This window comes from Dongia sp. agr-C8 (assembly GCF_054658695.1).
This window is the reverse complement of record NZ_BAAGHZ010000002.1, coordinates 149,035-172,048: the sequence shown is the minus strand read 5'-3', so window position 1 is coordinate 172,048 and position 23,014 is coordinate 149,035. Positions and strand designations below refer to the sequence as shown.

General features: G+C 65.1%; 22 protein-coding genes. 10 read left to right on the top strand and 12 right to left on the bottom strand.

Annotation, left to right across the window (positions count from 1 at the left end; all coding sequences use genetic code 11):
* Window positions 1-34: 34 nt before the first annotated feature.
* Both ACYQ4T_RS08195 and ACYQ4T_RS08190 read right to left on the bottom strand, forming a co-directional pair.
* Entirely contained in the window at window positions 35-2,452 is a 2,418-nt protein-coding gene (locus ACYQ4T_RS08195; RefSeq protein WP_459852402.1) for a mechanosensitive ion channel domain-containing protein, read from the bottom strand.
* Window positions 2,453-2,676: 224 nt separating this feature from the next.
* Window positions 2,677-3,921, bottom strand: a complete 1,245-nt coding sequence (locus ACYQ4T_RS08190) for a DUF2280 domain-containing protein (protein ID WP_459852400.1) — start codon at window positions 3,919-3,921, stop codon at window positions 2,677-2,679.
* A 462-nt stretch (window positions 3,922-4,383) separates the two neighbouring features.
* Here ACYQ4T_RS08190 and ACYQ4T_RS08185 point away from each other — a divergent pair, with 462 nt between their 5' ends.
* On the top strand, window positions 4,384-4,848 hold the full coding sequence (locus ACYQ4T_RS08185; protein WP_459852398.1) for a hypothetical protein: 465 nt from the start codon (window positions 4,384-4,386) through the stop codon (window positions 4,846-4,848).
* Window positions 4,849-4,986: 138 nt separating this feature from the next.
* Window positions 4,987-5,472 carry a DUF7693 family protein gene (locus ACYQ4T_RS08180; protein WP_459852396.1) on the top strand — a complete coding sequence of 162 codons (486 nt, stop codon included), beginning with the start codon at window positions 4,987-4,989 and terminating at the stop codon, window positions 5,470-5,472.
* 238 nt (window positions 5,473-5,710) lie between these two features.
* Here ACYQ4T_RS08180 and ACYQ4T_RS08175 read toward each other — a convergent pair whose 3' ends face one another.
* From ACYQ4T_RS08175 to ACYQ4T_RS08155, 5 genes are all read right to left on the bottom strand, one after another.
* Window positions 5,711-5,938, bottom strand: a complete 228-nt coding sequence (locus tag ACYQ4T_RS08175; protein ID WP_459852393.1) for a hypothetical protein — start codon at window positions 5,936-5,938, stop codon at window positions 5,711-5,713.
* A gap of 35 nt (window positions 5,939-5,973) precedes the next feature.
* Window positions 5,974-7,098 (bottom strand): DNA methyltransferase, encoded by a 1,125-nt coding sequence (locus ACYQ4T_RS08170; RefSeq protein WP_459852391.1) that lies wholly within the window; start codon window positions 7,096-7,098, stop codon window positions 5,974-5,976.
* Between the two features lie 54 nt (window positions 7,099-7,152).
* Window positions 7,153-7,725, bottom strand: coding sequence for a ribonuclease HII (locus ACYQ4T_RS08165; protein WP_459855149.1), 573 nt, complete (start codon window positions 7,723-7,725; stop codon window positions 7,153-7,155).
* Window positions 7,726-7,791: 66 nt separating this feature from the next.
* A complete protein-coding gene (locus ACYQ4T_RS08160; RefSeq protein WP_459852388.1) occupies window positions 7,792-8,268 on the bottom strand; it encodes a hypothetical protein in 477 nt (158 codons plus the stop codon).
* A gap of 49 nt (window positions 8,269-8,317) precedes the next feature.
* Window positions 8,318-9,454 carry a PA0069 family radical SAM protein gene (locus ACYQ4T_RS08155; RefSeq protein ID WP_459852386.1) on the bottom strand — a complete coding sequence of 379 codons (1,137 nt, stop codon included), beginning with the start codon at window positions 9,452-9,454 and terminating at the stop codon, window positions 8,318-8,320.
* Window positions 9,455-9,502: 48 nt separating this feature from the next.
* Between ACYQ4T_RS08155 and ACYQ4T_RS08150 the strand changes: the two genes are divergently transcribed.
* Genes ACYQ4T_RS08150 through ACYQ4T_RS08135 form a run of 4 tightly spaced genes read left to right on the top strand, consistent with a single transcriptional unit; the run spans window position 9,503 to window position 12,833 of the window.
* Entirely contained in the window at window positions 9,503-9,895 is a 393-nt protein-coding gene (locus ACYQ4T_RS08150; RefSeq protein WP_459852384.1) for a hypothetical protein, read from the top strand.
* 38 nt (window positions 9,896-9,933) lie between these two features.
* A complete protein-coding gene (locus tag ACYQ4T_RS08145) occupies window positions 9,934-11,100 on the top strand; it encodes a glycosyltransferase family 87 protein (protein ID WP_459852382.1) in 1,167 nt (388 codons plus the stop codon).
* A gap of 9 nt (window positions 11,101-11,109) precedes the next feature.
* Window positions 11,110-11,847 carry a class I SAM-dependent methyltransferase gene (locus ACYQ4T_RS08140; protein WP_459852380.1) on the top strand — a complete coding sequence of 246 codons (738 nt, stop codon included), beginning with the start codon at window positions 11,110-11,112 and terminating at the stop codon, window positions 11,845-11,847.
* On the top strand, window positions 11,844-12,833 hold the full coding sequence (locus ACYQ4T_RS08135) for a glycosyltransferase family 2 protein (protein WP_459852378.1): 990 nt from the start codon (window positions 11,844-11,846) through the stop codon (window positions 12,831-12,833). The genes ACYQ4T_RS08140 and ACYQ4T_RS08135 overlap by 4 nt, the downstream gene beginning before the upstream one ends.
* 33 nt (window positions 12,834-12,866) lie before the next feature.
* Here the strand turns inward: ACYQ4T_RS08135 and moaB are convergent, their stop codons facing one another.
* The 3 genes from moaB to ACYQ4T_RS08120 form a co-directional block, all read right to left on the bottom strand.
* Complete coding sequence (gene moaB / locus ACYQ4T_RS08130) at window positions 12,867-13,406, bottom strand: molybdenum cofactor biosynthesis protein B (protein WP_459852376.1); 540 nt, start codon at window positions 13,404-13,406, stop codon at window positions 12,867-12,869.
* Between the two features lie 33 nt (window positions 13,407-13,439).
* Window positions 13,440-14,981 carry a lytic transglycosylase domain-containing protein gene (locus ACYQ4T_RS08125; RefSeq protein WP_459852374.1) on the bottom strand — a complete coding sequence of 514 codons (1,542 nt, stop codon included), beginning with the start codon at window positions 14,979-14,981 and terminating at the stop codon, window positions 13,440-13,442.
* A gap of 295 nt (window positions 14,982-15,276) precedes the next feature.
* Window positions 15,277-16,134, bottom strand: coding sequence for a uracil-DNA glycosylase (locus ACYQ4T_RS08120; protein WP_459852372.1), 858 nt, complete (start codon window positions 16,132-16,134; stop codon window positions 15,277-15,279).
* Window positions 16,135-16,233: 99 nt separating this feature from the next.
* On the opposite strand from ACYQ4T_RS08120, the gene ACYQ4T_RS08115 reads away from it, so the two are divergent.
* Both ACYQ4T_RS08115 and ACYQ4T_RS08110 read left to right on the top strand, forming a co-directional pair.
* Window positions 16,234-17,886: an electron transfer flavoprotein-ubiquinone oxidoreductase gene (locus ACYQ4T_RS08115; RefSeq protein ID WP_459852369.1), complete on the top strand. Its 1,653-nt coding sequence runs from the start codon at window positions 16,234-16,236 to the stop codon at window positions 17,884-17,886.
* A gap of 103 nt (window positions 17,887-17,989) precedes the next feature.
* Window positions 17,990-18,907 carry a YihY/virulence factor BrkB family protein gene (locus tag ACYQ4T_RS08110; RefSeq protein WP_459852367.1) on the top strand — a complete coding sequence of 306 codons (918 nt, stop codon included), beginning with the start codon at window positions 17,990-17,992 and terminating at the stop codon, window positions 18,905-18,907.
* Here ACYQ4T_RS08110 and ACYQ4T_RS08105 read toward each other — a convergent pair.
* Together ACYQ4T_RS08105 and ACYQ4T_RS08100 are read right to left on the bottom strand one after the other, a co-directional pair.
* Window positions 18,904-19,323, bottom strand: a complete 420-nt coding sequence (locus ACYQ4T_RS08105) for a hypothetical protein (protein ID WP_459852365.1) — start codon at window positions 19,321-19,323, stop codon at window positions 18,904-18,906. The genes ACYQ4T_RS08110 and ACYQ4T_RS08105 overlap by 4 nt on opposite strands.
* Window positions 19,324-19,414: 91 nt before the next feature.
* Window positions 19,415-20,614 (bottom strand): esterase-like activity of phytase family protein, encoded by a 1,200-nt coding sequence (locus ACYQ4T_RS08100; RefSeq protein ID WP_459852363.1) that lies wholly within the window; start codon window positions 20,612-20,614, stop codon window positions 19,415-19,417.
* A gap of 111 nt (window positions 20,615-20,725) precedes the next feature.
* Here ACYQ4T_RS08100 and ACYQ4T_RS08095 point away from each other — a divergent pair, with 111 nt between their 5' ends.
* A complete protein-coding gene (locus tag ACYQ4T_RS08095; RefSeq protein ID WP_459852361.1) occupies window positions 20,726-21,757 on the top strand; it encodes a hypothetical protein in 1,032 nt (343 codons plus the stop codon).
* A complete protein-coding gene (locus ACYQ4T_RS08090) occupies window positions 21,754-22,806 on the top strand; it encodes a carbohydrate kinase family protein (RefSeq protein ID WP_459852359.1) in 1,053 nt (350 codons plus the stop codon). Before ACYQ4T_RS08095 ends, ACYQ4T_RS08090 begins: the two co-directional genes overlap by 4 nt.
* Window positions 22,807-23,014 lie beyond the last annotated feature (208 nt).

Below are 23,014 nucleotides of genomic sequence, written 5' to 3'. Positions count from 1 at the left end.
CGCGCCGGGGAAGGAAAGCCCGGCCAACCCCGATTCAGCGCGGCGGCACGATCGTCTGGCCGGCCGGGTTGGCCGGCGCCACCGGCTGGTCCGGCGATTCCGTCGGCTCGGCGGCGGCCTGGTCTTTGGTCTTCGGCGCCTCGGGCGCCCCGCCCTTCGCGGCCATTGGCGGCGGCGCCTGCTCGTAGATCACCTTGGCGGCGGTGCGCGGCGGCATCGCGGCCATGACGCCCGGGAACAGCATGCCTTCCTGGTCGAAGGCGCGCTTCAGGCGCAGATTGAAGGCGCGCATCACGTCCCACTGGCTCATGGCGCGGGTCTTGATGCGGGCCTTGATGATGTAGCCGTTGTCGCCCAGGGTATCGAGGCCGATGATCTCGGTGCTGCCCAAGAGGCCGTAGCGGAACTGCGGCTCCTTCTCGATCTCGGCGCCGACCTGCTTCAGCATCGCGATCACCTTGTCGGGATCCTCGCGATAATCGACCTTGATGTCGAAGGTGGCGTAGGAGAAATCCTTGGTCATGTTCTGCACGATGGTGACCGCGCCGAACGGCACCGTGTGCACCGCGCCGGCACCGTCCCGCAGGCGAATGGTGCGGATGGTCATGCCCTCGACCACGCCGGCATGGCCGCCGAGATCGACCACGTCGCCGACCGCAATCGTGTCTTCCAAGAGGATGAAGACGCCGGTGATGATGTCCTTGACCAGGGTCTGCGCGCCGAAGCCGACCGCGAGGCCGACCACGCCGGCGGCGGCCAGCAGCGGCGCGATGTCGAGCCCGATCTCGGACAAGACCACCATCAGCACCAGCACGCCCAAGGTGATGCGGAAGGCGTTGCGCAGGAGCGGGAGCAGGGTGCGCATTCGCCCGCTGTGATAGATACGGCGCCCCTGCGCGTCGGTGTCGCGCAGGTAATGCTCGATCGCCATGTTCACCAGCTCGGAGAGCAGGCCGGCCAGCAGGATGATGATCACGATCTTGAAGGACGCCGCCATCACCGGCCGCCCCGATCCGGTCGAGAGCCAGCCGATCATGTCGAGGCCCCAGACCTGGAGCAGCGCGAAGGCGCCGACCACGTAGAGCGCCACCAGCACCGTCTTCTTCAAGACCGGCAGGTAGCGGTTGGCGCGGGTCTCGAGCCCGGGCAGGATGCGCTTCACGTCCTCGGGCAGGGCGAAGCTGCGGTCGAACACCTGGCGCAGCGCCCGGTCGGCCAGGCGCAGCACGACGAAGAGAATGGCGGTCAGCACCGTCGCGCGCAGCAGGAAGGCGAACCCACCCTCGATCTGGAAGCTCCAGACCAGATAGCCGGCGACGATGTAGCCGATCGCGAGCACATGCCAGAGCTTCGCCAGCTGCCGCCGGAACGCCTTGAAGCGCAGGGCTCGGCCGTTGCTCTGCTCCGGGTCCGGCAGCGGCGTCGCCATCGGCTCGTCGGTCGGCGCCGGGTTCGGCGGATCGACCAGCGGACCGCCGGCGATCCGTTGTGCGACCGCGGCGCGGTTCTGCAGCACCACGATCAGCGTCATGGCGGCCAGGAGCAATCCCCAGAACCGGGCGATCACCTCGCGCAGGGCGGGGTCCACGCCAATCACCTCGGCCAGCTGCGTGATCGCATAGCCGTAGAAGGCGACGACCGAGAGGCGCCGCACCCAGACCTGGGCATAGACCGCGGTCTCGTCCGAAATCCGGAACAGCCTGAGGCCCGGCGCCCGCGCCGCCAGCAAGGTCGAACTGACGACCGCGGTCAGCATGGTGGCGAGCTGGGCGAAGACGATGGCGGAGGTGATCCGCGTCGCGTCGGGATTGGGCTGGAAGACGGGCAGGGCGACCGAGCTCGCCACCGCGAAGGCGAGGGTCGGCAGCACTTCGAGGACGAAGATCAGCGGCAGGAACAGCAGCCGGGTCAGCCAGCGCTCCGGCCGCTGCCGGGCGAGCCGGCCATGCACGCCGATCAGCAGCCGCCGCGCCGCCCAGGCGGCGATGAAGGCGGTCGCCAGCACGCCGACCAAGTCGATGACGACATCCATCCAATAGGCGCGGCGCTGCGGGTCGGTCAGCAGCACGCTCGCCGCGCGCGCGCGCTGCGGCATGTCGGCGATGGCCTCGACCAGGTTGACCAGGGTGTTGCTGACCGATTCCACCTGGTGCGAGATCGTGGCCAGCAGCCGCGCGCCGAGCCCGCGTTCCTCGACCACCGCTTCGCCGCCGCCCTGTTCGCCGCGCTGTGCCTGCAGCATCAGCTGGAGCTGCTTCTTCAACTCGTCCCGCGCCTTGGGGTCGTCGAGGGTCTTGATCAGATTCTCGACATCGGCCGTCGTCTGCTTCGACGCGGCGGGCGGGGTCACGCCGGGGATGGTCTGCGCCGAGGCCTGGGACGCCGGCAGCAGCCAGCACAGCCCGATCAGAAGGAGCGCCGCGACGCTGCGGAAGACCCGCGGAGCTTTCAAAGAGTGAGAGGCCGCCATGCGAAACAGAACAGTTGTCGGGAGCGAGGCGGCGCCGGGTCCGAGCGCCGATTCTCAGATGCCTGGATGCTACTGAACCCATCACGGACCGGCAACGCCGGGTTCGTCTGGATAAACCGATCGTGTCCGGCCGGAGTTCCGATAGGTCCGTGCGACCAAGCGATATCAAGGGCTTAACGCGCATGGGCCTAGCCGGCTTTGTGCCGCTACGGCGCGCTCAAGGGTTGGTCTCCGGCAACCTTCCCCACAAGGGGAGCGGAATCCATCTGCAGGGGCTGCTTGTCGTAGAAGCCGCCGCATTCGCGGGCGGCCTGCGCCAGGTATTTGGCGGCCTTGTCGTGACAGTTGTCGTCCTCGGCCATTGCCGCGAAGCGATCCAGCATCCTGAGGCGGATGACTTTCTGCGCGACGCCGATCTCGGCGACATCGCGGAGGAACCGCGCGCGGGTCGCGGCGTGGAGATCGATCCAGCGCTGCGCCGGCGGGCGCGACCCTGTCGGGTCGTAGTCGAAGACCCGGCGGCGGTCGACGTCGATGCCGAAATTGACCCGGACGGCGGCCGCGATCCGCGACGGCGTCTCGTAGCAGGCCAGGCGTTTCACGATGAACTCCTTGACCTCGTCATTCAGTCTCGGCCTGGATTCCTTTTCCGGTCCGGGTCCGGTCCGGATTGAGGCTGGCGGCGCATCACGGTCCCGCCAGCAGACGATGATCTCGTCGCGATCGACCACGAAGCCGAAATCCCGCTCGACATCCTTGGCGATCGCCCAGGGCGGACTTTGGCGCGCCATACGCGCGATGATGAACTCTCGCACCTCGGCCGGAACGATCTGGTGGGGTTCGGTTGTTGCCGGATCGGGCGCGGCGTCCTTCATCTCCACCACCGGGTCCGGCATGATTTCTTCTTCCTGTCCGGGTCCAGTCCGGGTTGGCGGCGCTTCGGCCGTGAAGGAGAGCGGCGGCGTGGGATCGGGTGCGGCGGCGGGTGGGATGAGCAGGCATTCCGGCGGCGCGTCGGCCGGATGCACGGATTCCTTGTCCGAACGGGATGGCTCCGCTGGGGATGGGGGCTCGGTGCGCCGCGCATGCCGTCCGTTCCAGACGGCGAGGATCTGCTCGCGGCTGACCGTGACGTTGAAGTTGGCCTCGACCATGGCGGCGACGCGCGCGAGATCGAAGCGCCGAACGAGCGCGACGATCTGCTCCTTCACAGCGCGGTCGAGGGCGGGGTCGTCCATAAGGCGCGGAATGCGATCGGGTGCGCCCAGTGCGGCGGGGATGAGCGCGGTCTTGATGGGCGTTGGGGGCATGCTGGACATCGTGAGAGCCTTTCCGGGAAGGGAGGCGCAGGGCAGCGTCGCCCGCGCTCGGCTGCGCGGAACGGGGATCTCGGGCGAGACTGCAAACAGTCTTTGCAAGCGCGGCGCAGGGGTTACGCGGCGTGGCGCCAACTGACAGAGGAGTGTAGTTCCTTTGCCGGCCTTATGCAACGATTAGTTTTAGAATTCAAGGAGTTAGCACCTTCGGAATTCGGCGGATTGTGGCAGGGTTAACCTCAGCAGATTGAAGTGTCTGTCATCACCTGGGCAGACATCTGCCAATGGGAAGGATGTGCAATGTCGGAGAAGTCGGCGCCCAAGGCCGACTACGACGACGTGGTCAAGTTCGTCAAAGACGCGCCCGCAAATCTACGTCCTGACCAGAAGGCTTGGATTGTGGGGATCTTTGTCGATCGACCCGGTAGATTCTTCGAACGGTTTCCTCAAGGGATCGTCTATTCGATCGAATACGAAGATGGGTCGATGGGTCCAGCGTTGAGGTGCATGAAGCGCACTTGGTCCGCTCCTGACCCAAAGCAGAAGCTTGAAGGTAGTCATCCGACTTAGGAAAGAGCATCGGGAGACATTTTTCGAATGAGGTCAATCCAACTTTCGCTCGTTGCCGACTACTTCCAATTCTATATCCAGGACGAAGCCGTAACGGGGGATTTGTCTGATAGCTGGAACGACGAGGCGACGGCTCGATTGCTGGCGATAGCGCCAGGGACTATCGGAATCGGCACGGTTCGGAACATGGATGTCGTCGTTGTGGTCGAGATTCACGATCAGAAACCTCTCGAAGATTTGGACGCATGGGATCACGTGGTCGAGGCGTCCATCGATCTGCAGTCGGGTCGCTTGGTAATCGCGGGCTGTACGGACTACTTCCCCGACGCAACCCGTATTGACGTTCCCTCGGGGTGCTATCTTTCGCGGGTTTCGTATGGCGGCCTGAATGGGTTGTCCGATGATGGGCTGAGAGGCGACGATCACTATAGGATCCAGCTCTGGCCCGGCGCCTCGTCGGCGGTGAGCGTGATCAAGCAACGCTCAACATAAGGAGGTCCGCTCCTGACCCATAGTAGACATTCTGGCGCGGTGGCACAGCCGTTCCATCATGAATTGCGTATTATGTCCCCCAATCGATGTCCCGCAATTCGATACTGAACGAGTCGAGGTGGAGCTTCGGGGATGGAGATGAGTGACGAAGACCCGTCTATCAGCATGACGGAAATGGCCGACGTCCTGCGACGTGCGGCGCGGGGAGAGATCCCAGTGACAGTCGATTTCCCTTATGTGCCAAACGAGAGATCGTCGGCAGATTTCCATGCAGAGGGCTTCACGATCAGCATCTATGATGACGCGGGCTGCCTTGACTATGTTGATTGGACAGTAGCACCGGATGGACGGCGCTGCACGTTTGATGACTGGCGGCGCGCGGCTGAGAAAGCAAAGCTCGAAGCCGGAAATCCACTTGACCTGCTGAGTGAAGACGAGCAACAGGCGCTTGAGACGATCCTTGTCGCAGCACCGTCTCAGGAAATCAAGGTAAGCACAGAAGAAGAGACGACGCGAGCGGGCGGACACATCGGGCTTGTATATTCTCGGTTTGATTGGATTGTTATCGCGCTTGCTTCCCTTGGTTTGGCAATCTTGCTCTCGAACTTTGATTTTGGGATGTGACGCGGGAAGGTCGCCTCTGTCTCCGTCTGCAGCTACTGCGTCAAATTCGGAAGTTACCTCCTGACCCAAAGCGGACTTACCGTGCCTATTGTTATGATCGGCTTTCAGACATCACCCGCCCCCATCTTGCGGGCGGGAAAATGGAGGGAGCCTTCGCGGCGGCGGCATCCAGTACCGAAGGGGGCGGTGAATAACGAACTCGGCGACTGCGTTCAGGCGTGGCGCCGGGGCGGTGAGCTCAGTTGCAGCTGTCGTTGATCGGCTGCAGGTCCGGCGCCGGCGCCGGGGTGACTTCCGGCAGGCCGCGGGCGGTGGCGATCTCGACGCGCTTGCGCGAGGGCGGGCGGCGGAAGCGCCAGGAATGCGATGCGCGCGTCGTCCGGCGGCGCGCGCGCTTCGCCGGCAGAGCCGGCAGCGCCTCGGGCGCAGAGGTGGTGGTCGGTGTCTCTTTGGTGGGCTTCGGCACAGTCATCCCCCTCAGTGCCAAAATGATCTACGAAGTCAGTGCAACTCGGCCCGCAGCAGCTGGCGGTAGTGATCGATCGGCACCAGCACCCCGTCCTTCGGCACGCACCAGAACTGCCAGCCGTTGCAGGCGGGCGCGCCCTGGACCGCGGCGCCGACCTGGTGGATCGAGCCGCGATGTTCGGCCGAGACCAGCGTGCCGTCGGCCCGCACCTTGGCGCTCCAGCGGCGGTTGAAGCTTTCCAGCACCGCGCCCGGCTGCAGCAGGCCACGCTCGACCAGCCAGCCGAACGGAATGCGCGGTTCCTCGCGCTTGGCCTGGATGGTCAGCACTTCGTTCTCCGCCTTCTGCACCTTGGAAATACGTTCCAGCGCCAACTTGATGTAACCCTTGTCGCGCTCCAGGCCGATCCAATGCCGGCCGAGGCGCTTGGCGACGGCGCCGGTGGTGCCGCTGCCGAAGAAGGGGTCAAGGACGACGTCCCCTGGCTTGGTGGCCGCCACGATCACCCGATGCAGCAAAGCCTCGGGTTTTTGCGTGGGGTGGCCCTTCTTGCCATCGTCGCCCTTGATTCGTTCGGATCCCGAGCAGATCGGAATCAGCCAGTCGGACCGCATCTGCAGGTCGTCGTTCAGGGTCTTCATCGCCTCGTAATTGAAGGTGTTCTGGCTGTCCTTCGACTTGGAGCACCAGAGCATCGTCTCATGGGCGTTGGTGAAGCGGCGGCCGCGGAAATTCGGCATCGGGTTGGTCTTGCGCCAGATCACGTCGTTCAAGACCCAGAAGCCGAGGTCCTGGAGCTTGGCGCCCACCCGGAAGATGTTGTGATAGGAGCCGATCACCCAGATCGTGCCGTCGTCTTTCAGGACCCGGCGGGCGGCGCTCAGCCATTCATGGGTGAAGCGGTCATAGGCGCCGAGGTCGTCGAACTTGTCCCAGTCGTCATCGACGGCATCGACCTTGGAATTGTTCGGCCGGTGCAGGTCGCCCTGGAGCTGCAGATTGTAGGGCGGGTCGGCGAAGATCATGTCCACTGAGCCCGCCGGCAAGGCGTTCATCGCCGCGATGCAATCGCCCTCGATGATCGTGTCGAGCCGCAGCCCATTCCGGGGCTTCTCTGGGGATTTGGCCTGGGCGGCCGCGCCGTTCTTCCTTGTCATGCGCTCGATGGTGATTCGAGCGACTCAGTAAGTCAATAAAAAAATGCTTTAGAGTCAATCCAGTGGGAGCTGAAGCTCATAAACAGGTCGAAACGATCGGCGATGATAGGGGGTCGGACCGTGCTCTCTGAGGGCAGTCAGATGGTCCCTGGTCGAGTAGCCGACATTCGTTTCCCACCCATATACGGGGTGAGCCACGGCGAGCTCCCGCATGATCTTGTCCCGCTCGACCTTGGCGATGATCGAGGCCGCCGCGATCGAAAGCGAGATCGCATCCCCGCCGATGATGCAGGTGATCGGGCAGGGCAGGTTGGGCGGCTGGTTGCCATCGACCAGGGCATAGCCGGGTCGACTCGGCAGTCCTTCATAGGCCCGGAGCATGGCCAGATGGGAGGCACGCAGGATGTTGATCCGGTCGATCTCCTCGACATCGGCCATGCCGACCCCGAAGGCGACGGACTCGCGCAGGATCAGGGCGACCTCTTCGCGTTCCTCGCGGTCGATCTGCTTGGAGTCCTTCAGGCGCCTGGTGATCTTGCGCGGCATGTCCACCGGCAGGCAGACCGCGCAAGCCACCACCGGGCCGGCCAGGGGGCCGCGGCCGACCTCATCGACGCCGCAGACCATGACGCCGTTCTTGATCCCCGCCTCGATCTCGTGCTTCCAGTTCGGCACGGATGCGTCCCCAGCTCCCTACTTCTTCGGCAGCGCGTCGTAATAGTCGAGCACCGGCTTCAGCCCGGTGAAATCCGCCCCGGCCAGCTTGGCCAGGTCCTCGTCCTTGATCTTCTGCTCCTTCTGCGCCTTGCGGAACACGTCGAACAGCTGGATCGCGACCTTGCGCTCCTTGCTGGCCTTGGCCCGGCTGGCGATTTCGGGAAAGAGATCGCCCTCCTTTTGCGCGGCAATGATGTTGGCCAGCGACCAGCCGTTGAAGCCGAGGCCGACGATGTAGCTCTGCTTCTGGGTCTTATCACCCTTGTAAGCTTTCTCCAGCTTGTTGAGGCAGCCGATGAAGGCCTTGGCATCGAGCGTCTCGGCGTAAGGCGGGTTGCAGGCCTCCTCGTCCTTGAAGCCCTGGGCCAGTGCCGCGGGATCGCCGGCCGCGGCTTCGCCCGAAAGCGCAACGAGAAAAAGGGCGCCGAGCGCCATGGAGGTACGGATCCACATGAGCGCGATCCTGGCGGGCGCTCGGAGTCGTGTCAAACGGCGGGAGGGATCACCCCGGCAATGCGAACAGATCCCCTTGCGGAGAGTCGGCGCGCGGGACCTTGAACTGGCTGCAATCGACGTTGAAGCGGTAGCGCGGCTCCATCATGAACCGTTTGGCCGCCGCCTGCACCCTCTGCCGGATCAGGTCCGCGTAAGGCCCCGAGCCGGTCATGCGCTCCCCGAACTCCGCATTGTAGGTCCGGCCGCCATGGATGTCCTGGACCAGGTCCATCACATGCTTGGTCTTCAAGGGCGCATGCGCCTCCAGCCATTCTATGAACAGGTCTTTGATCTCCAGCGGCAGGCGCAGCAGGGTGAAGTTGGCGCTGTCGGCGCCGGCTTCCGCGGCGCGCTCGATGATGCTCTCGATCTCCATGTCGGTCAGCGCCGGGATGATCGGTGCCACCGAGACGCCGACCGGAATGCCGGCTTCGTGCAATCCGGCGATCGCCTTCAGGCGGAGTTCAGGCGTCGAGGCGCGCGGCTCCATGGTCCGGGCGAGATCGCGGTCGAGCGTCGTCACCGAGATGAACACCTTCACCAGGTTCCGTTTCGCCATCTCGGCGAGGATGTCGACATCGCGGAGCACGTTGGCGGATTTGGTGGTGATGCCCGCCGGGTGGTTGAAGCGGTTCAAGACCTCCAGCACCTGGCGCGTGATCTTGTAGCGCCGCTCGATCGGCTGATAGGGGTCGGTGTTGGTCCCCATCGCGATGACCTTCGGCTTGTAGCCCGGCTTGCGGAGCTCGGCCTCCAGCAGCTTCGCCGCTTCCGGCTTCATATAGAGCCGGCTCTCGAAATCGAGGCCGGGCGAATGGCCGAGATAGGCGTGGGTCGGTCGGGCGAAGCAATAGATGCAGCCATGCTCGCAACCCCGGTAGGCATTGATCGACTGGTCGAAGGCGATGTCCGGCGACTGGTTGCGGGCGATGATCGACCTGGTCTTGTCGACCGCGACCGTGGTGCGGAGCTTCGGCGCATCTTCTTCGTCTTGCCAATCCCAGCCGTCGCTCTCGCGCGGCCGGTCGCCGGGTTCGTAGCGGCCGGGACGGTTGCTCACCGCGCCGCGCCCCTTCTGCGGGAGATCGGCGATCTCCTCCGGTTCGGGCGGCGCAACCGGCCTGATCTTGGGTGCCTTCGACATGGGAACAAAAATAGAACAAATGCGCCGCGGAATGCAAGCCCGCCCGCCATGCTGGATGGCGGCCGCCCGGCATGCGAAAGTGGGATCCGCCGGGACGATGCGTTTCTCGACGGTGGCTGGGCGTTTGGGGTGGACGGCATCATTCGCATCGTGACGCAGCAGCCGCAGCTGATCGTGCTTGAGCGACAACCGCCGCTCATGACCATTCCATCCCTTCACGCCACGATCGCGGTGCCGGCGACCATGGCCGGCTGGCGGATCCCTCGGTTCGGCCCGTTCTTCGCCCTGTTCAATCTCTCTTGGGCGCCCGCCATCCCGCTTTGGGGCAGTCGCTCTTTCACCGACTTGACGGTCCGGGCGGCAGTCGCGGTTGCCGGGCATGGGGCCGCGGTCCTGCTGCTGCCGGGCAGGCGCTGGGAAGCCGAGCGGAGTTTGCGGTGAACGGGTGGAAGCGGGGGTGGAACGGGAATCGGGAGGCGTTGGCGGACCAGCGCATCATTCCCTGGTTCATCGCCGCCGCCGCCCTCGTGACCATCCTGTTCTTCGGCAACGAACTCTATCTGCGGCATGCGACCTCCCAAGGCCGGATCCTCGCGAATGACTATGCGATCTATCGCTTCGCGTCGCAGCTGCTGTGGCAGGGCGATCTCGCGACGCTCTTCGATCCGCAGAAGTTCCTGGCCGCCCACGAGGCCGCGCTGCGGACGGAGGTCGGCTTCGCGCCCTTTCCCTATATGCCGAGCGCGCTCTGGGTGGTGGCGCCCCTGGAATACCTGCCGGGATTCCTCGGGCCGTTGATCTGGCTCGGCCTTCCGGCCGCGGCCTTGGTGTGGCTGGTGGCACGCCGCGCGACGCGCCCGTGGCATGCCGCGACGGCCTTGCTGTTGGCGCCGGCCGCGCTGGACAACATCGCCGCCGGACAGAACGGCTTCCTCGCCGGCGCGCTGCTCTGCGGCGGCCTGCTGCTGTTGAGGACCCGGCCGCTTCTCGCGGGCGTGCTGATCGGCCTGCTGAGCTTCAAGCCGCAACTGGGCCTGCTGCTGCCCTTCGTTCTCATCGCCGGGGGGCACTACCGCAGTTTCATCATCGCAGCGGCAGTCGCGATCGGGCTGGTGCTGCTCAGCCTGCTGCTGTTCGGCCTGGAACCTTGGCGGCTCTATTTCGAGGCCGCACTGCCGTCGCACCGCGTCTTCCTGGAGAGCGGCGGCGGCTTTGCCATCCTGACCATGCCTTCGGTCTTCAACGCCGGTCGGCTGCTCGGCCTGCCGACCGGCATCAACTACCTCCTGCAGGGCGTCGCGGCCGTGGCGACGATCGCCGCCTGCTCCCGGCTGTTCAGCCGCCGCGCGATCGATCTGGGCCTGAAGCTGCCGGTCGCGATGGTCGGCACCTTCCTGGTGACGCCTTACTGCTCGGCCTATGATCTGGCCATCGTCGCCGCGGCGCAGGTCCTGGTGCTCAGCCGAGGCGGCGCGTTGCCTCCGGGGCAGCGTCAGCTCCATGCCGCCGCTTGGCTGCTGCCGCTGCTGATGATCCCGCTCAGCCTCGTTCATGTGCCGATCGGCGCGCCGGTTCTGGCCGCTCTGTTCTGGATCCTGCTGCGCCGCGCGACGGCAAGCATTGGCGACGCCGGGCCGCAGCCCTAGAATGGCGCGATGGAGCTTGCGAGTCATTCCGCCGAGACCGAGATCGAGGCCGACCATTGGTGGTTCAAGGGCCGGCGCCGGCTGTTCGGGCGGATTCTCCAGCGCCTCGGCATCCCGAAGGACGCACGCATCCTGGACGCCGGCAGCAGCAGCGGCAGCAACCTGCGCCTGCTGCGCGACGAAGGCTATTCGAATTTCACCGGGCTCGAGATCAGCGCGCATGCGATCGCGCTGTGCAAGGCGAAGGGGCTCGGTCCGATCGAGCCGGGTGATATCTGCGCGATGCCGTTTCCCGACGCGAGCTTCGATTTCGTGCTCGCGACCGACATCATCGAGCATGTGGACCGCGACGACCTGGCGCTGAAGGAGATGCTGCGGGTGCTGAAGCCGGGCGGCCACTGCCTGGTGACGGTCCCGGCCTTTCAGTCGCTCTGGGGTCATGAGGACGTGAAGCTGCATCACAAACGGCGCTACCGGATGCCGGCCTTGCTGGAACGGGTTCGCGCCGCCGGCCTCGCGCCGGTCGAGTCCTATTACTTCAACTATCTGCTTTTCCTGCCGATCTGGTGCGTGCGCCGGCTGGCGCGCGCCCGGCCGCCGTCGCAACGCAACGAGACCGAGTTCGCGCCCTTTCTGAACACCGTGCTCTCGGCTATCTTTGCCCTGGACACGCGGACCGCGCCGCTGCTGAAACCCGGCTTCGGCGTTTCGGCCCTCGTGCTGGCGAGGCGTGAGACCGGCGCATGAATGATCCAGTGACGGCGGAATCCGCGGCACAACCCGCGCCGCAGCCGGCGACCCGGCCGGCGGTCTCCGTGGTGGTGCCCTGCTACAACGAAGCGGGTGCCGTCGGCGCGCTGCACGAACGCGTCTCCAAGACGTGCCGCGAAGCCGTGGCGGAGGATTTCGAGCTGGTCCTGGTCGATGACGGCTCGAGCGACCAGACCTGGGGCATGATCGCGGGGCTCGCGGCGAACGATCCCCATGTCGTCGGTATCCGCCTTTCGCGCAATCACGGCCAGCAGCTGGCCTTGACCGCCGGCCTTCGGGAATGCCGCGGCGATCTCATCTTCATCATCGACGCCGACATGCAGGATCCCCCGGAGCTGCTGCCGGACATGATGAAGCTGATCGCGGCCGGCGCCGACGTCGTCTACGGCCAGCGGATCTCGCGCGGCGAGGAGCCGTGGATCCGCAGGGCGGGGGCGCGGCTGTTCTACGCCCTGCTGGAATATCTCTCCGAACGCACGATCCCGCCCAATGTCAGCGACTTCCGCCTGATGCGGCGGCGCGTGCTCGACGTGCTGAACGCGATGCCGGAACAGCACCGCTTCGTGCGCGGCATGATCAGCTGGGTCGGCTTCGACCAGAGGCCGCTGCCGTTCCACCGCGGCTCGCGTGCCAGCGGCAAGACCCGCTACTCGATCAGCCGGCTGACCACGCTCGCGGTCGATGCGATCACCAGTTTCTCGATCCGGCCGCTGCGGCTCGCCATCGCCATGGCGCTGCTGTCGATGCCGGTCGCCATCCTGCTGACGGTCTACATCATCGGCGGCTGGCTGCTCGGCCTTTCCGTCTCGGGCTGGGCCTCGGTGATGATGGTGGTGGTGATGTTCGGAACCGCGCAGCTCATCATACTCGGCATCATCGGCGAGTATCTGGGACGGCTCTACATGGCGGCGAAGAACCGGCCGCTCTACATCGTCAGCGAGCTTGTGCGCGGGAAGAAGTAGTCCAATCGTCAGGCCCGGCAATGACCAAGCTTGCTACTTCTTCAAATGCTCGTTGAGGCGCGGCATCAGCTCGACCAGGTTGCAGGGGCGCAGGCGGTTGTCGAGCTGGAACTTCAGGATCTGCTCCCAGCCGTCGCGCGCGGCACTCGGCGAGCCGGGCAGGGCGAACAGATAGGTCGCGTTGGCGACGCCGCCAGTCGCGCGCGACTGGATCGTCGAGGTGCCGATCTTCTCGAATGAGAGCCAGCGGAACAGCTCGCCGAAGCCGTCGATCTTCTTCTCGAACACGCTCTCGAAGGCTTCCGGCGTCACGTCGCGCCCGGTGACTCCGGTGCCGCCGGTGGAGATCACCACGTCGACCTCGGGATCGGCGATCCAGGCCTTCAATTGGGCGACGATCGCCGCCTGCTCGTCCTTGACGATGGTTCGGGCCTTCAAGACGTGCCCGTCGCGCGCGATGAGGTCGACCAGCGCCTGGCCCGAGGTGTCATTGGCCTCGGTCCTGGAATCGGAGACCGTCATCACCGCGATATGAACCGGCTTGAACGGCCGCGTCTCGTCGATCTTCGCCATGCTTCAATCCGGAAAAGAGCGGTGACGCGCCCCTTAGTTCGAGGCGGTCGTCACCTTCTCGTCCTGGCGATCATAGATCGGCGAGGCACCGGAGGCCACCGCGTCGAGTGTCGCAGTCGATTGGCCGAGCCGGTTCTGGTAGATCCAGTAGTTGGCCATCACGCGCTCGATGAACAGCCGCGTCTCCCGCGACGGCATGGTCTCGATGAAGAACAGCGGATCGTCATCGACATGCCGGCTGGCGCTCTTCCACTTCTGCAGGTTGCCGGGGCCGGCGTTATAGGCGGCGGCCAGCATGAAGAGGTTGTTGCCGACGGTGTCCATCTTCAGCAGGTCGGCGATGTATTCCTGGCCGATGCCGATCGAGGTCTCCGGGTCGCGCAGCTCCGGCTTGCTCTCGCCGCTGACCAGCTTCGCCGTCTCCGGCATCAGCTGCATCAGGCCGACCGCACCCGCCTGGCTGCTGGCATTCGGGTTGAAGCCCGATTCCTGGCGCATGATCGCGAAGATCAGCGCGCGATCGACCTTGTATCCGGCGCGCGGCGTCCAGCCGGGCAGGGGATACATCGCGGCATCGACGAACTCGTCGTTCTTCAGCAGCTTGCGACCGCCGACTTTCAGCGCCAGCGAAGGCAGGCCGCCGGCCTGCGACACCGCCATCAGCGCGGCATCGAGCTCGCCGTCCGAGCTGTCGGCCAGGATCAGCAGTTCCTTCTCCGCGGCACTGATCTCGCCAACCTGGATCAGCGCCAGGGCGCGCTTGCCGGCGCCCGAACGCATCAGCTTGGCGGCATCATTGCCGCTGAGGTCATGCACGGTCCAATCGTAGCTCGGGTCGATGCCGAGCGCGCGCTGCGCCAGCTGGCCGTAGAAGGTGCGCGGATATTTGCTCGCTTCCTTCAGCCAGTGGCTCACCTGTTCCGGACGCTGGGCCCGCAGGTACGAGCGCGCCGCCCAGAAAGCGGCCGCTGCGCGGTCCCAGGAAGACGAGTTCTTCAGCCCGGCCGCCTTGCTGAAGTTGCTGGCGGCATCGGTGAATTTCTTCGAGCGCCAGTTCTCCAGGCCCCACTGCCAATAGCCGCTGTCGGCGGTCGAGGCCTCGTCCGGGGAACCGGTCCGGGTGATCGACGCTTTTGGCTTGGTCGGGTTTTCGGCGCCCTTGCGGACGGCGAGCTGGTAGACCTGCTCGGCATCCGGCTGGCCGGCATACTGCTTCAGCCAGTCGGAAAGCTCCTTCGGCGAGCTCTTGTAGCCGCGCGACAGATAGCGGTCCGCCAGGACATGACCCAGCAACGACTGATCGCTCAATTCCGAGATCAGTTCGTCGGCGTCACGATAGTCGCCCGAGGCTTGGAGCTTGAAGATCTGCCGGTAGCGGTCGGCGTCGATCTGCTCCAGGGGTTCCGGCAGGGAAGAGCGGGTGCCGGGGGTGAAATCGTTACCAGGTAGGGCCGCGGTCGCTTCCTGCGCCCAGGCCGGCTGCCCGACGGCTACGCTCGCCGTGAGCAACATCGCCACCATCGCGGTCGACGCAAGGAACGAGCGTCCGCCGCGCTGTGCACGGTCTAGATTCAAGGTATTGCCCCCTTGAATGGTCGCCCCCGGCCCATCCAGGGGTCTGCGTTTTCTTAACGAATGGTTTCTAATTCGGGTTCCGCTTTAGACGACGATGTCTTGCATGTCCAGAAAATTTGCCGTGTACAATCAATAGATATGGCACCGCGATATGCCGCACCTACCACATCTTGATTGATCCACAGATTTTTCGCCCGACTTATCCACAGGAAATTTGTTAAGAAACGGCCTTCTACGGGCTCAAGATGGTTAATTTTGGAGTGAGTCGTGGCGAAGTTCGGGCAGCGAGGCCGACTTAAGCGCCGAGCGCGTCCAGCCGTACCCGAAGCTTCAGCAAATCGCGCCAGGCCTCGCGTTTGAGTTCCGGCTGGCGGAGCAGATAGGCGGGATGGAAGATCGGCAGGGTCGGGATCGGCTGGTCGAGCCCGTCCGATCGATAGTCGAACCACTTGCCGCGCAGCCGGGTGATGCCGTCGGTGGTGCCGAGCAGCATCTGTGCCGAGGAGCCGCCGACCAGGACCAGCACCTTCGGCCGGATCAACTCTATATGTCTAAGGACGAAGGGCTGCTGGGCGGCCAGTTCCGCCTCGGTCGGCTTGCGATTGCCCGGCGGCCGCCAGAAACAGACATTGGTTATATAGAAGGTGCTGCGGTCATAGCCGATCGCGGCCATCATCCGGTCGAGCAGTTGGCCGGAGACGCCCACGAAGGGCAGGCCCTGCCGGTCTTCGTCCGCGCCAGGCGCCTCGCCGACCAGCATGACCTCGGCCTTCGGGTTTCCGTCGGCAAAGACCAGATTGGTCGCCGTCTTCCGCAACGAGACGCCGTCATAGCGGGCGAGGGCGGCCTTCAGCTCTTCCAGGCTGGCGGCGTTGCGGGCGAAGTCCCGGGCGCTTTCGATCGCCGCCTGGTCCATCGGCCCGAGTTTGCGGAGATCGATCCGGGGTGCGGCGGGTCTAGCGGCCGCCGGTGGCGGCGGAGCGGCGGGCCGCTCGGGGATGACCGGGCGCGCTTCGCTGGGCCCGGGCTGCGGGCGAAGGAGAGCGGCGGGGACCGCCGTCGCGCCGAGGCGGCTTTGCGGCGTCGATTCAATAGCTTCGTCCGCGCCCCACTCGATATAGAGCTTAAGCAAAGCAAGGGATTCGGCTGTCAACGGGTCGCCCATGCCGGGAAGCTAGCACCCGTCCGGAGGGTTTGCATCACCCGGCACCGGCAGTGTAAGCAGCCGGGAAATGAGTCTTGGGAGGGGTTCATGGATCGCGAAGTGATGGAATACGACGTGGTGATCGTCGGCGGCGGGCCCGCCGGCCTCAGCGCCGCGATCCGCTTGAAGCAGCTCGCCGCCGAGGCCGGGCGCGAGGTCAGCGTCGTCGTGCTCGAGAAGGGTTCCGAGGTCGGCGCACATATATTGTCCGGCGCGGTCATGGACCCGCGGGCGATCACCGAGCTCTTCCCGAACTGGAAGGAGCTGGGCGCGCCCTTGAACCAGCCGGTGACCGAGGACCGCTTCCTCTTCCTCACCACAGAGCAGAACGCCTTCCGCCTGCCCAACATCTTCCTGCCGAAGACCCTGCATAACGAGGGCAACTACATCGTCAGCCTCGGCAACGTGACCCGCTGGCTGGCGAGCCAAGCCGAAGCGCTCGGCGTCGAGATCTTCCCGGGCTTCGCCGCCGCCGACATTCTCTGGGACGACGCCAAGCAGAAGGTGCTGGGTGTCATCACCGACGACAAGGGCCGCGCCAAGGACGGCAGCGAGAAGCCCGACTTCCAGCCCGGCATGGCGCTGACCGGCAAATACACGCTGTTCGCCGAAGGCTGCCGCGGCCATCTCGGCAAACGCCTGATCGCGCATTTCAACCTCGCCGAGGGCCGCGATCCGCAGAGCTATTCGATCGGCATCAAGGAGCTCTGGGACATCGACCCGGCGAAGCACAAGCCGGGCCTGGTCATGCACACGGCCGGCTGGCCGGTCTCGAACGACGTCTACGGCGGCTCCTTCCTCTATCACGCCGAGAACAACCAGGTGGCGGTGGGCTACGTCGTCGGCCTGGGCTATGCCAATCCCTTCCTCAACCCGTTCGAGGAGTTCCAGCGCTACAAGCACCATCCGCAGGTGGCGCAGTTCCTGGAAGGCGGCCGCCGGGTCGCCTATGGCGCCCGCGCGATCGTCACCGGCGGCGTGCAGGCCTTGCCGAAGCTGGTCTTCCCGGGCGGTGCCTTGATCGGGGACGATGCCGGTTTCTTGAACGTGCCGAAGATCAAGGGCAGCCATGCCGCAATCAAGACCGGCATGCTCGGGGCCGAAGCGGCGTTTGCCGCACTCGGCGAAGAGCGCGCGCATGACGAGCTCACCGCCTATCCGAAGGCCTTCGAATCCTCCTGGCTGCATGACGAGCTCTGGCGCGCGCGCAACTTCAAGCCCTGGATGAACAAGGGCCTGCTGATCGGCACCTTGATGGCCGGCATGGACCAGAAGCTGTTCGGCGGCAAAGCGCCCTGGACACTCCATGCGCATAAGACCGACGCGCAGAAGACCAAGCCGGCGCGGGAGTGCAAGCCGATCGCCTATCCGAAGCCGGACGGCAAGCTCTCCTTCGACCGGCTTTCCTCGGTGTTCCTGTCCAGCACCAACCACGAGGAGAACCAGCCGGTTCACCTCACGCTCAAGGACCCGAGCGTTCCTATCAAGACCAATCTCGCGATCTACGACGCGCCGGAGCAGCGTTACTGCCCGGCCGGGGTCTACGAGATCGTGCGCGAGGGCGACGGCTCCAACCCGCGGCTGCAGATCAACGCGCAGAACTGCGTCCACTGCAAAACCTGCGACATCAAGGACCCGACCCAGAACATCGTCTGGGTCAATCCCGAAGGCGGCGGCGGCCCGAACTACCCGAACATGTAGCCTCTTCCCCCAGGGCCGTTCAGGCACGCTTCCGCAAGTAGCCGAAGCAGGAACGAAAGCCCGCAGCGCCGGTTGACCAGACGGGCGAAATGCGGAGCATCGGATGCAGTTGACTTGGCGCCAGCTGGCAGATTCGCGCGGCGCGCGGACGCTCCGTGGCGTGATGCAGAACCGCTGGGTGTCGTTGCTCGGCGAGGCGGCTATCGGCTGGTTCAACGACCGCTGCCTCAGCATGGGCGCCGCGATCGCGTATTATGCGATCTTCTCCCTGGCGCCGGTGCTGCTGATGGTGATCGCGATCGGCGGGCTGGTGTTCGGCGGCGATGCTGCACGCGACGCGGTGCTGGCCCAGTTCGGCGGCTTGATTGGTGAATCCGGCGCCGCGGCCGTGGGCAAAATCCTCGCCAGCGCCAGCAACATCGGATCCGGCATCATCGGCACGGTCATAGGGCCCGTCGCATTTCTGGTGACGGCGACCGGAGCCTTCGCCGAGCTGCAGTCCGATCTGAATGTGATCTGGAGGGCGAAGGCACCGAGTGCTACCGGCTTCCTGCATTTTCTCTGGTCGCGGCTGCTCACCTTCGCAATGATTGCGGCCCTCGCTTTCCTGTTGATGATTTCCCTGACCTTCGATGCCCTCGCATCGGCGGCCAGCCAGTATTTCTCCATGAAGGATGAGGCGCTGGCGCTGGGCATGGTCAATCTGCTCGCCAGTGTCGCCATGGCGAGCCTGCTGTTCGCATTTATCTTCAAGGTGCTGCCCAGTCTGCACATCCCCTGGCGCGACGTCTGGCCGGGTGCGATCCTGACTGCCGTGCTGTTCGTGTTCGGCAAGTTCGTGATTGGCTTCTATCTCGGACGCAGCAACATCGCCTCAAGCTACGGCGCGGCCGCTTCCGTGATCACGCTCATGGTCTGGGTCTACTACTCGACCCAGATCCTCCTGTTCGGCGCCGAGTTCGTCAAAGCCTATGCCGCAAGCAAGCGGCAGCGGGTTGACCCGAAAGCGAAGCGGATCTAGTTGCCGCTGCTACCGGCCCCGCCGGCGCCCGTGCCGGTCCCGGAGGTACCGGGAGCGCCCGCCGCGCCGGTTCCGGAGTTGGCCGGCGGGATGATGGTGACCGGGTTTCCGTTCACCGTTCCGTTCGGGGTGGTGACGGCATTCGGACTGACGGTCCCGTTCGGCGTGACCGTGTTGCCGGAGTTCAGATTGCCAGGTGACTGCACGGTGTTGGAGCCGGCGCTGTTCGGGATGATGGTGTTATTGCTGCTGTTCATCTGCTGCGCCTGGCTGATGCAGGCGCCGCGCAGCCCGGGCAGCAGGCTCTGACAGTTGGTACCCGGTGGATAGGTCTGGGCCGCGGCGGTTCCGGCGGCAACGACGGCGCAGAGCGCGCAAGCCGCGCCAAACAAGGCACCACGAGTCACTGTATTCATTTTCGGCCTCCTGCAGGTCAACGCGGCGCGCTTTGGCGCCGCAATCTCTCTGCCGTCAACCTCCACCCGAAAACAGGGTTCCTTTCTGGCCTCAGGGCAAGACCTCGAAGGCCAGGAATTGGGTGATCTGATCCGGGTTGAAGTTGTTGTCGGAGACCAATACCAGGCTGCGATGCCCGTTCGGCAAGTCGGGGCCGAAGCTCATTCCCTCGATATTGTCGATCTTCGGCAGCGCGGCCGAGCCGAGCTGCGGCAAATCGTCGAGATTGAGAACCAGGCGCTTGCTCAGCGGGCGAATCCGCAGGCCGGCGAGCGATTCAGCATCCGTGACAAAGTCGGCGTGGGGCGCCGTTGCGTCGTTGATGTCCCGGTAGCTCGCCTCGTAGAGACGGATATGGCTGGTCCAATGGTTGTTCCCGTCGTTGACACCCGAGCGCTCCAACACCAGCAGCCGGTCCTCGTCGAGCGCCAGAATCTCGCTGACGCCGTTGTCGCTGTGCTCACCCGCGGACTTCGCCTGGATCGGATCGATCTGGTAGGCGAACTGCGCGCGCAGCTTTCCATCCCGGTCGAACTTTGTGAAGCGCGCCAAGGCGCCGGCCTCGACCGTGGCCACCGGGCCATCCTGGTAGAGCGCCGATTCCATCGCCAGCCACAGCGCGCTGCCATCCGGCGTGAAGGCCAGGCCCTCGAAGGTGTTGTTGTTGCGCGGGCCGATCTCCTGGTTCTGATGCATGGTGAAGATCGGCGGCAGCGGAAAGCTGTGGAGATAGCGGCCGTCGAGCTCTGCCTTTCGGAGGAAGGGCGAGAGCCCGAGCTTGCGATCACCCTCGCTGGTCCACCACACCGCTCTTCCCGAGGGATCGAAGCGGATCGATTCCGGATCCACGACCTCGCCGCCGGTCTCGGCATCAGGGAAGAGCGCGCCGTTCTCCTGGCCGAGCGTTGCCTGGTGGGACAGCTTCACCTTCAGCACCCCTTCGCCCAGTTCAATGTCGGCTGGATAGAAGCGGGCCGGCCCGTGCTCCGATTTGTCGTCGCTGATGACAACCCACATGCCCGACCGGGGATCGTAGTCGAGCCCGGAAAGCCCACCGACCGGGACCCCCCCGATCTTGGCGTCATTGGGAATGGTCGTGGCGCCGAGGAAGCGAAGAGCAGAGACCCGGATCGGTTCGACCAGTGGAGCCATGCCCAGGAATTTCAGCAGCTTGCTCTGATCGGCTTCCGCCGCGCCCAGCGCGGCAGCCAGCAGGGCGGCAGCGAGCAGCAGGGACCGACCGGGCATCATGTTCTCCTCAGGCGTTTCCAGTGCAGCAAAGCAGGTGGGCGTTACACGATCGTTTCACAGGCCGCGCGAATTTGCTAAGTCTTCAAAAAACACACAATACGGGAAAACCTCATGAAACGCCTGGACCAGAAGCTGGCCCGCATCCGCGCCGGCAAGTACAAGCCTGCTGACTTCATCATCGCAGATGCGAAAGACGGCGACATGGGGCCGAGCCTGACCTCCAGCGGTCCCAACCGCGGCAAGGACGGCAGCTGGACCCGGTTCCGCACCCGGGCGGAGTTCCTGGACCAGATCCGCGCCATCGTGAAGCAGGACATCCTCGACATCATGCTCATGTCGGCCTCCAACGCCGAGGTGCTGCACGGCGAGAAGCTGTTCCAGAAGAGTGCGGTCACCTCGGCGATCCGTGCCAACGACACGACCTGCGTCTGGCGGATGCGCGGCGCTGCTTACCACCACACCGCCTCGATCCCGTTCCGTAGCGCCAACCTGGCGCGGGTGATGTACGGCACAGCCAAGGCGCCCACGGCCAAGCGCGCGGCGAAGGGGCCGGATCTCGGCCTCTACTCCATCACCTTCAACAACGACATCGAGGCCGACGTCCGCTCGCTGGAGGCCTTCAACCAGTTCCGCGCCGATGCTTCGGCGATCGGCTTCCGCTACTTCCTGGAAGTCTTCAACCCGAACGTCGATAGCGGGATCGATCCCGAGCTGGTGCCGCACTACGTCAATGACGCGATCCTGCGCTGCCTCGCCGGCGTCACCAAGGCGGAGCGGCCGGAATTCCTGAAGATCGCCTATAACGGCCCGAAAGCGCTGGAGGAGCTGGCCTCCTTCGACCCCTCCCTGGTGGTGGGCGTGCTCGGCGGCGGGGCGGGGACCAACCGCGACGCCTTCGAGCTGATCTCCCAGGCCGAGCGCTACGGCGCGCGGGTGGCGCTGTTCGGCCGGAAGATCAACCTCGCGGAATCGCCGCTCGAGATGGTGGCGATGCTGCGCCGGGTGGCATCGGGCCAGGTCAAGCCGCTGGAAGCCGTGAAGGCCTATCACGGCGCGTTGCAGAAGAAAGGCATAAAGCCGGACCGGTCGCTGGAAGACGACAGCAAGGTGACCGAAGCGGTCCTGAAAGAGGCGGCTGCGTGAGTCCAGCTGAGAACCGGAGTGCCGACAACGGGGCGGGCCGCAGGGGCTTCATCACCGGCGGCTCCTGGTGCGTCGATCGCAACAAGCTGATCGAGTTCTGGCCCGAAGAGGATTCGATCTGCGAGATCCTGTCCGAGGAGCGCCGCAACGGCGGTTCCGGCAGTAATCTCGCGATCGACATGAAGAAGCTCGATCCCGAGATGCCGGTCGAAACTATCGCCATCGTCGGCGACGACGATGACGGCCGCTTCCTCCAGGCCGAGGCGGATCGGTACGGCATCGACCGCCGGCAGATGCACGTGAGCAAGGCGGCGCCGACCCATTACACCGAGTGCTTCGGCTCCAAGCGCACCGGCCGCCGCACGCATATGACCTTCAACGGCGTCGGCGCGCACCTTTCGCCCGATCATTTCGACTTCACGGCCACGCGGGCCCGAATTGCGCATCTCGGTCTCCCCGGCGTGCACCGCACCATGGACGCACCCTGGCAGGGCGAGGCCAACGGCTGGGTCGCCGTCTTGAAGAAGGCCCGCGCCGCCGGGCTGATGACCAATATCGAGCTGGTCAGCATCGAGCCCCCGCGCATCGCCGCGCTGATCCGGCCCTGCCTGCCGTATCTCGACCTGATGGTGGTCAACGACCACGAGATCGGCGCGGTCGCCGGCGAGCAGACCGTGACGCCACAGGGCACCGATGTCGAAGCCTGCATCCGCGCCATGCGGCGCGTCCTGAATGAGAGCGCGCTGAAGATGGTGGCGGTGCATTTCCCGAAGGGCGGCTTGGCGCTCGCCCGCGACGGCGAGTTGGTGCGACAGCCCTCGCTGCGCGTGCCGAAGGAAGAGATCGTCGGCGCGAATGGCGCCGGCGATGCCTTCGCCGCCGGCTTTCTTTACGGCTTTCACGAAGACTGGGAGCCGGCGGAATGCCTGGCGCTGGCCCATGCCACGGCCGGCGCCTCGCTGCGGGGAATCTCGACCACCGGCACGGTCGAACCGTGGCAGACCTGCCTGGCACTTGCCCGGCAATGGGGCTCGCGCGAGGCCATCTGACGCCCGGATGACCCTTTGATTCACGGGAACATTCGCCGCATCCCCGGCTTCCTCTAGGGCTCATTCCAGCGGCTGGACCCAATCGTTAACAGCCTTCTATGAATGGGGTCCGGTTCCTGGTAGAACCGCCGCAGGGAAGGCTGTGATCAGCCGTGTCCTGGTCAACCGTATCAGGGGCCGGATTTCCTTCTCCATGAAAGGATGCCAG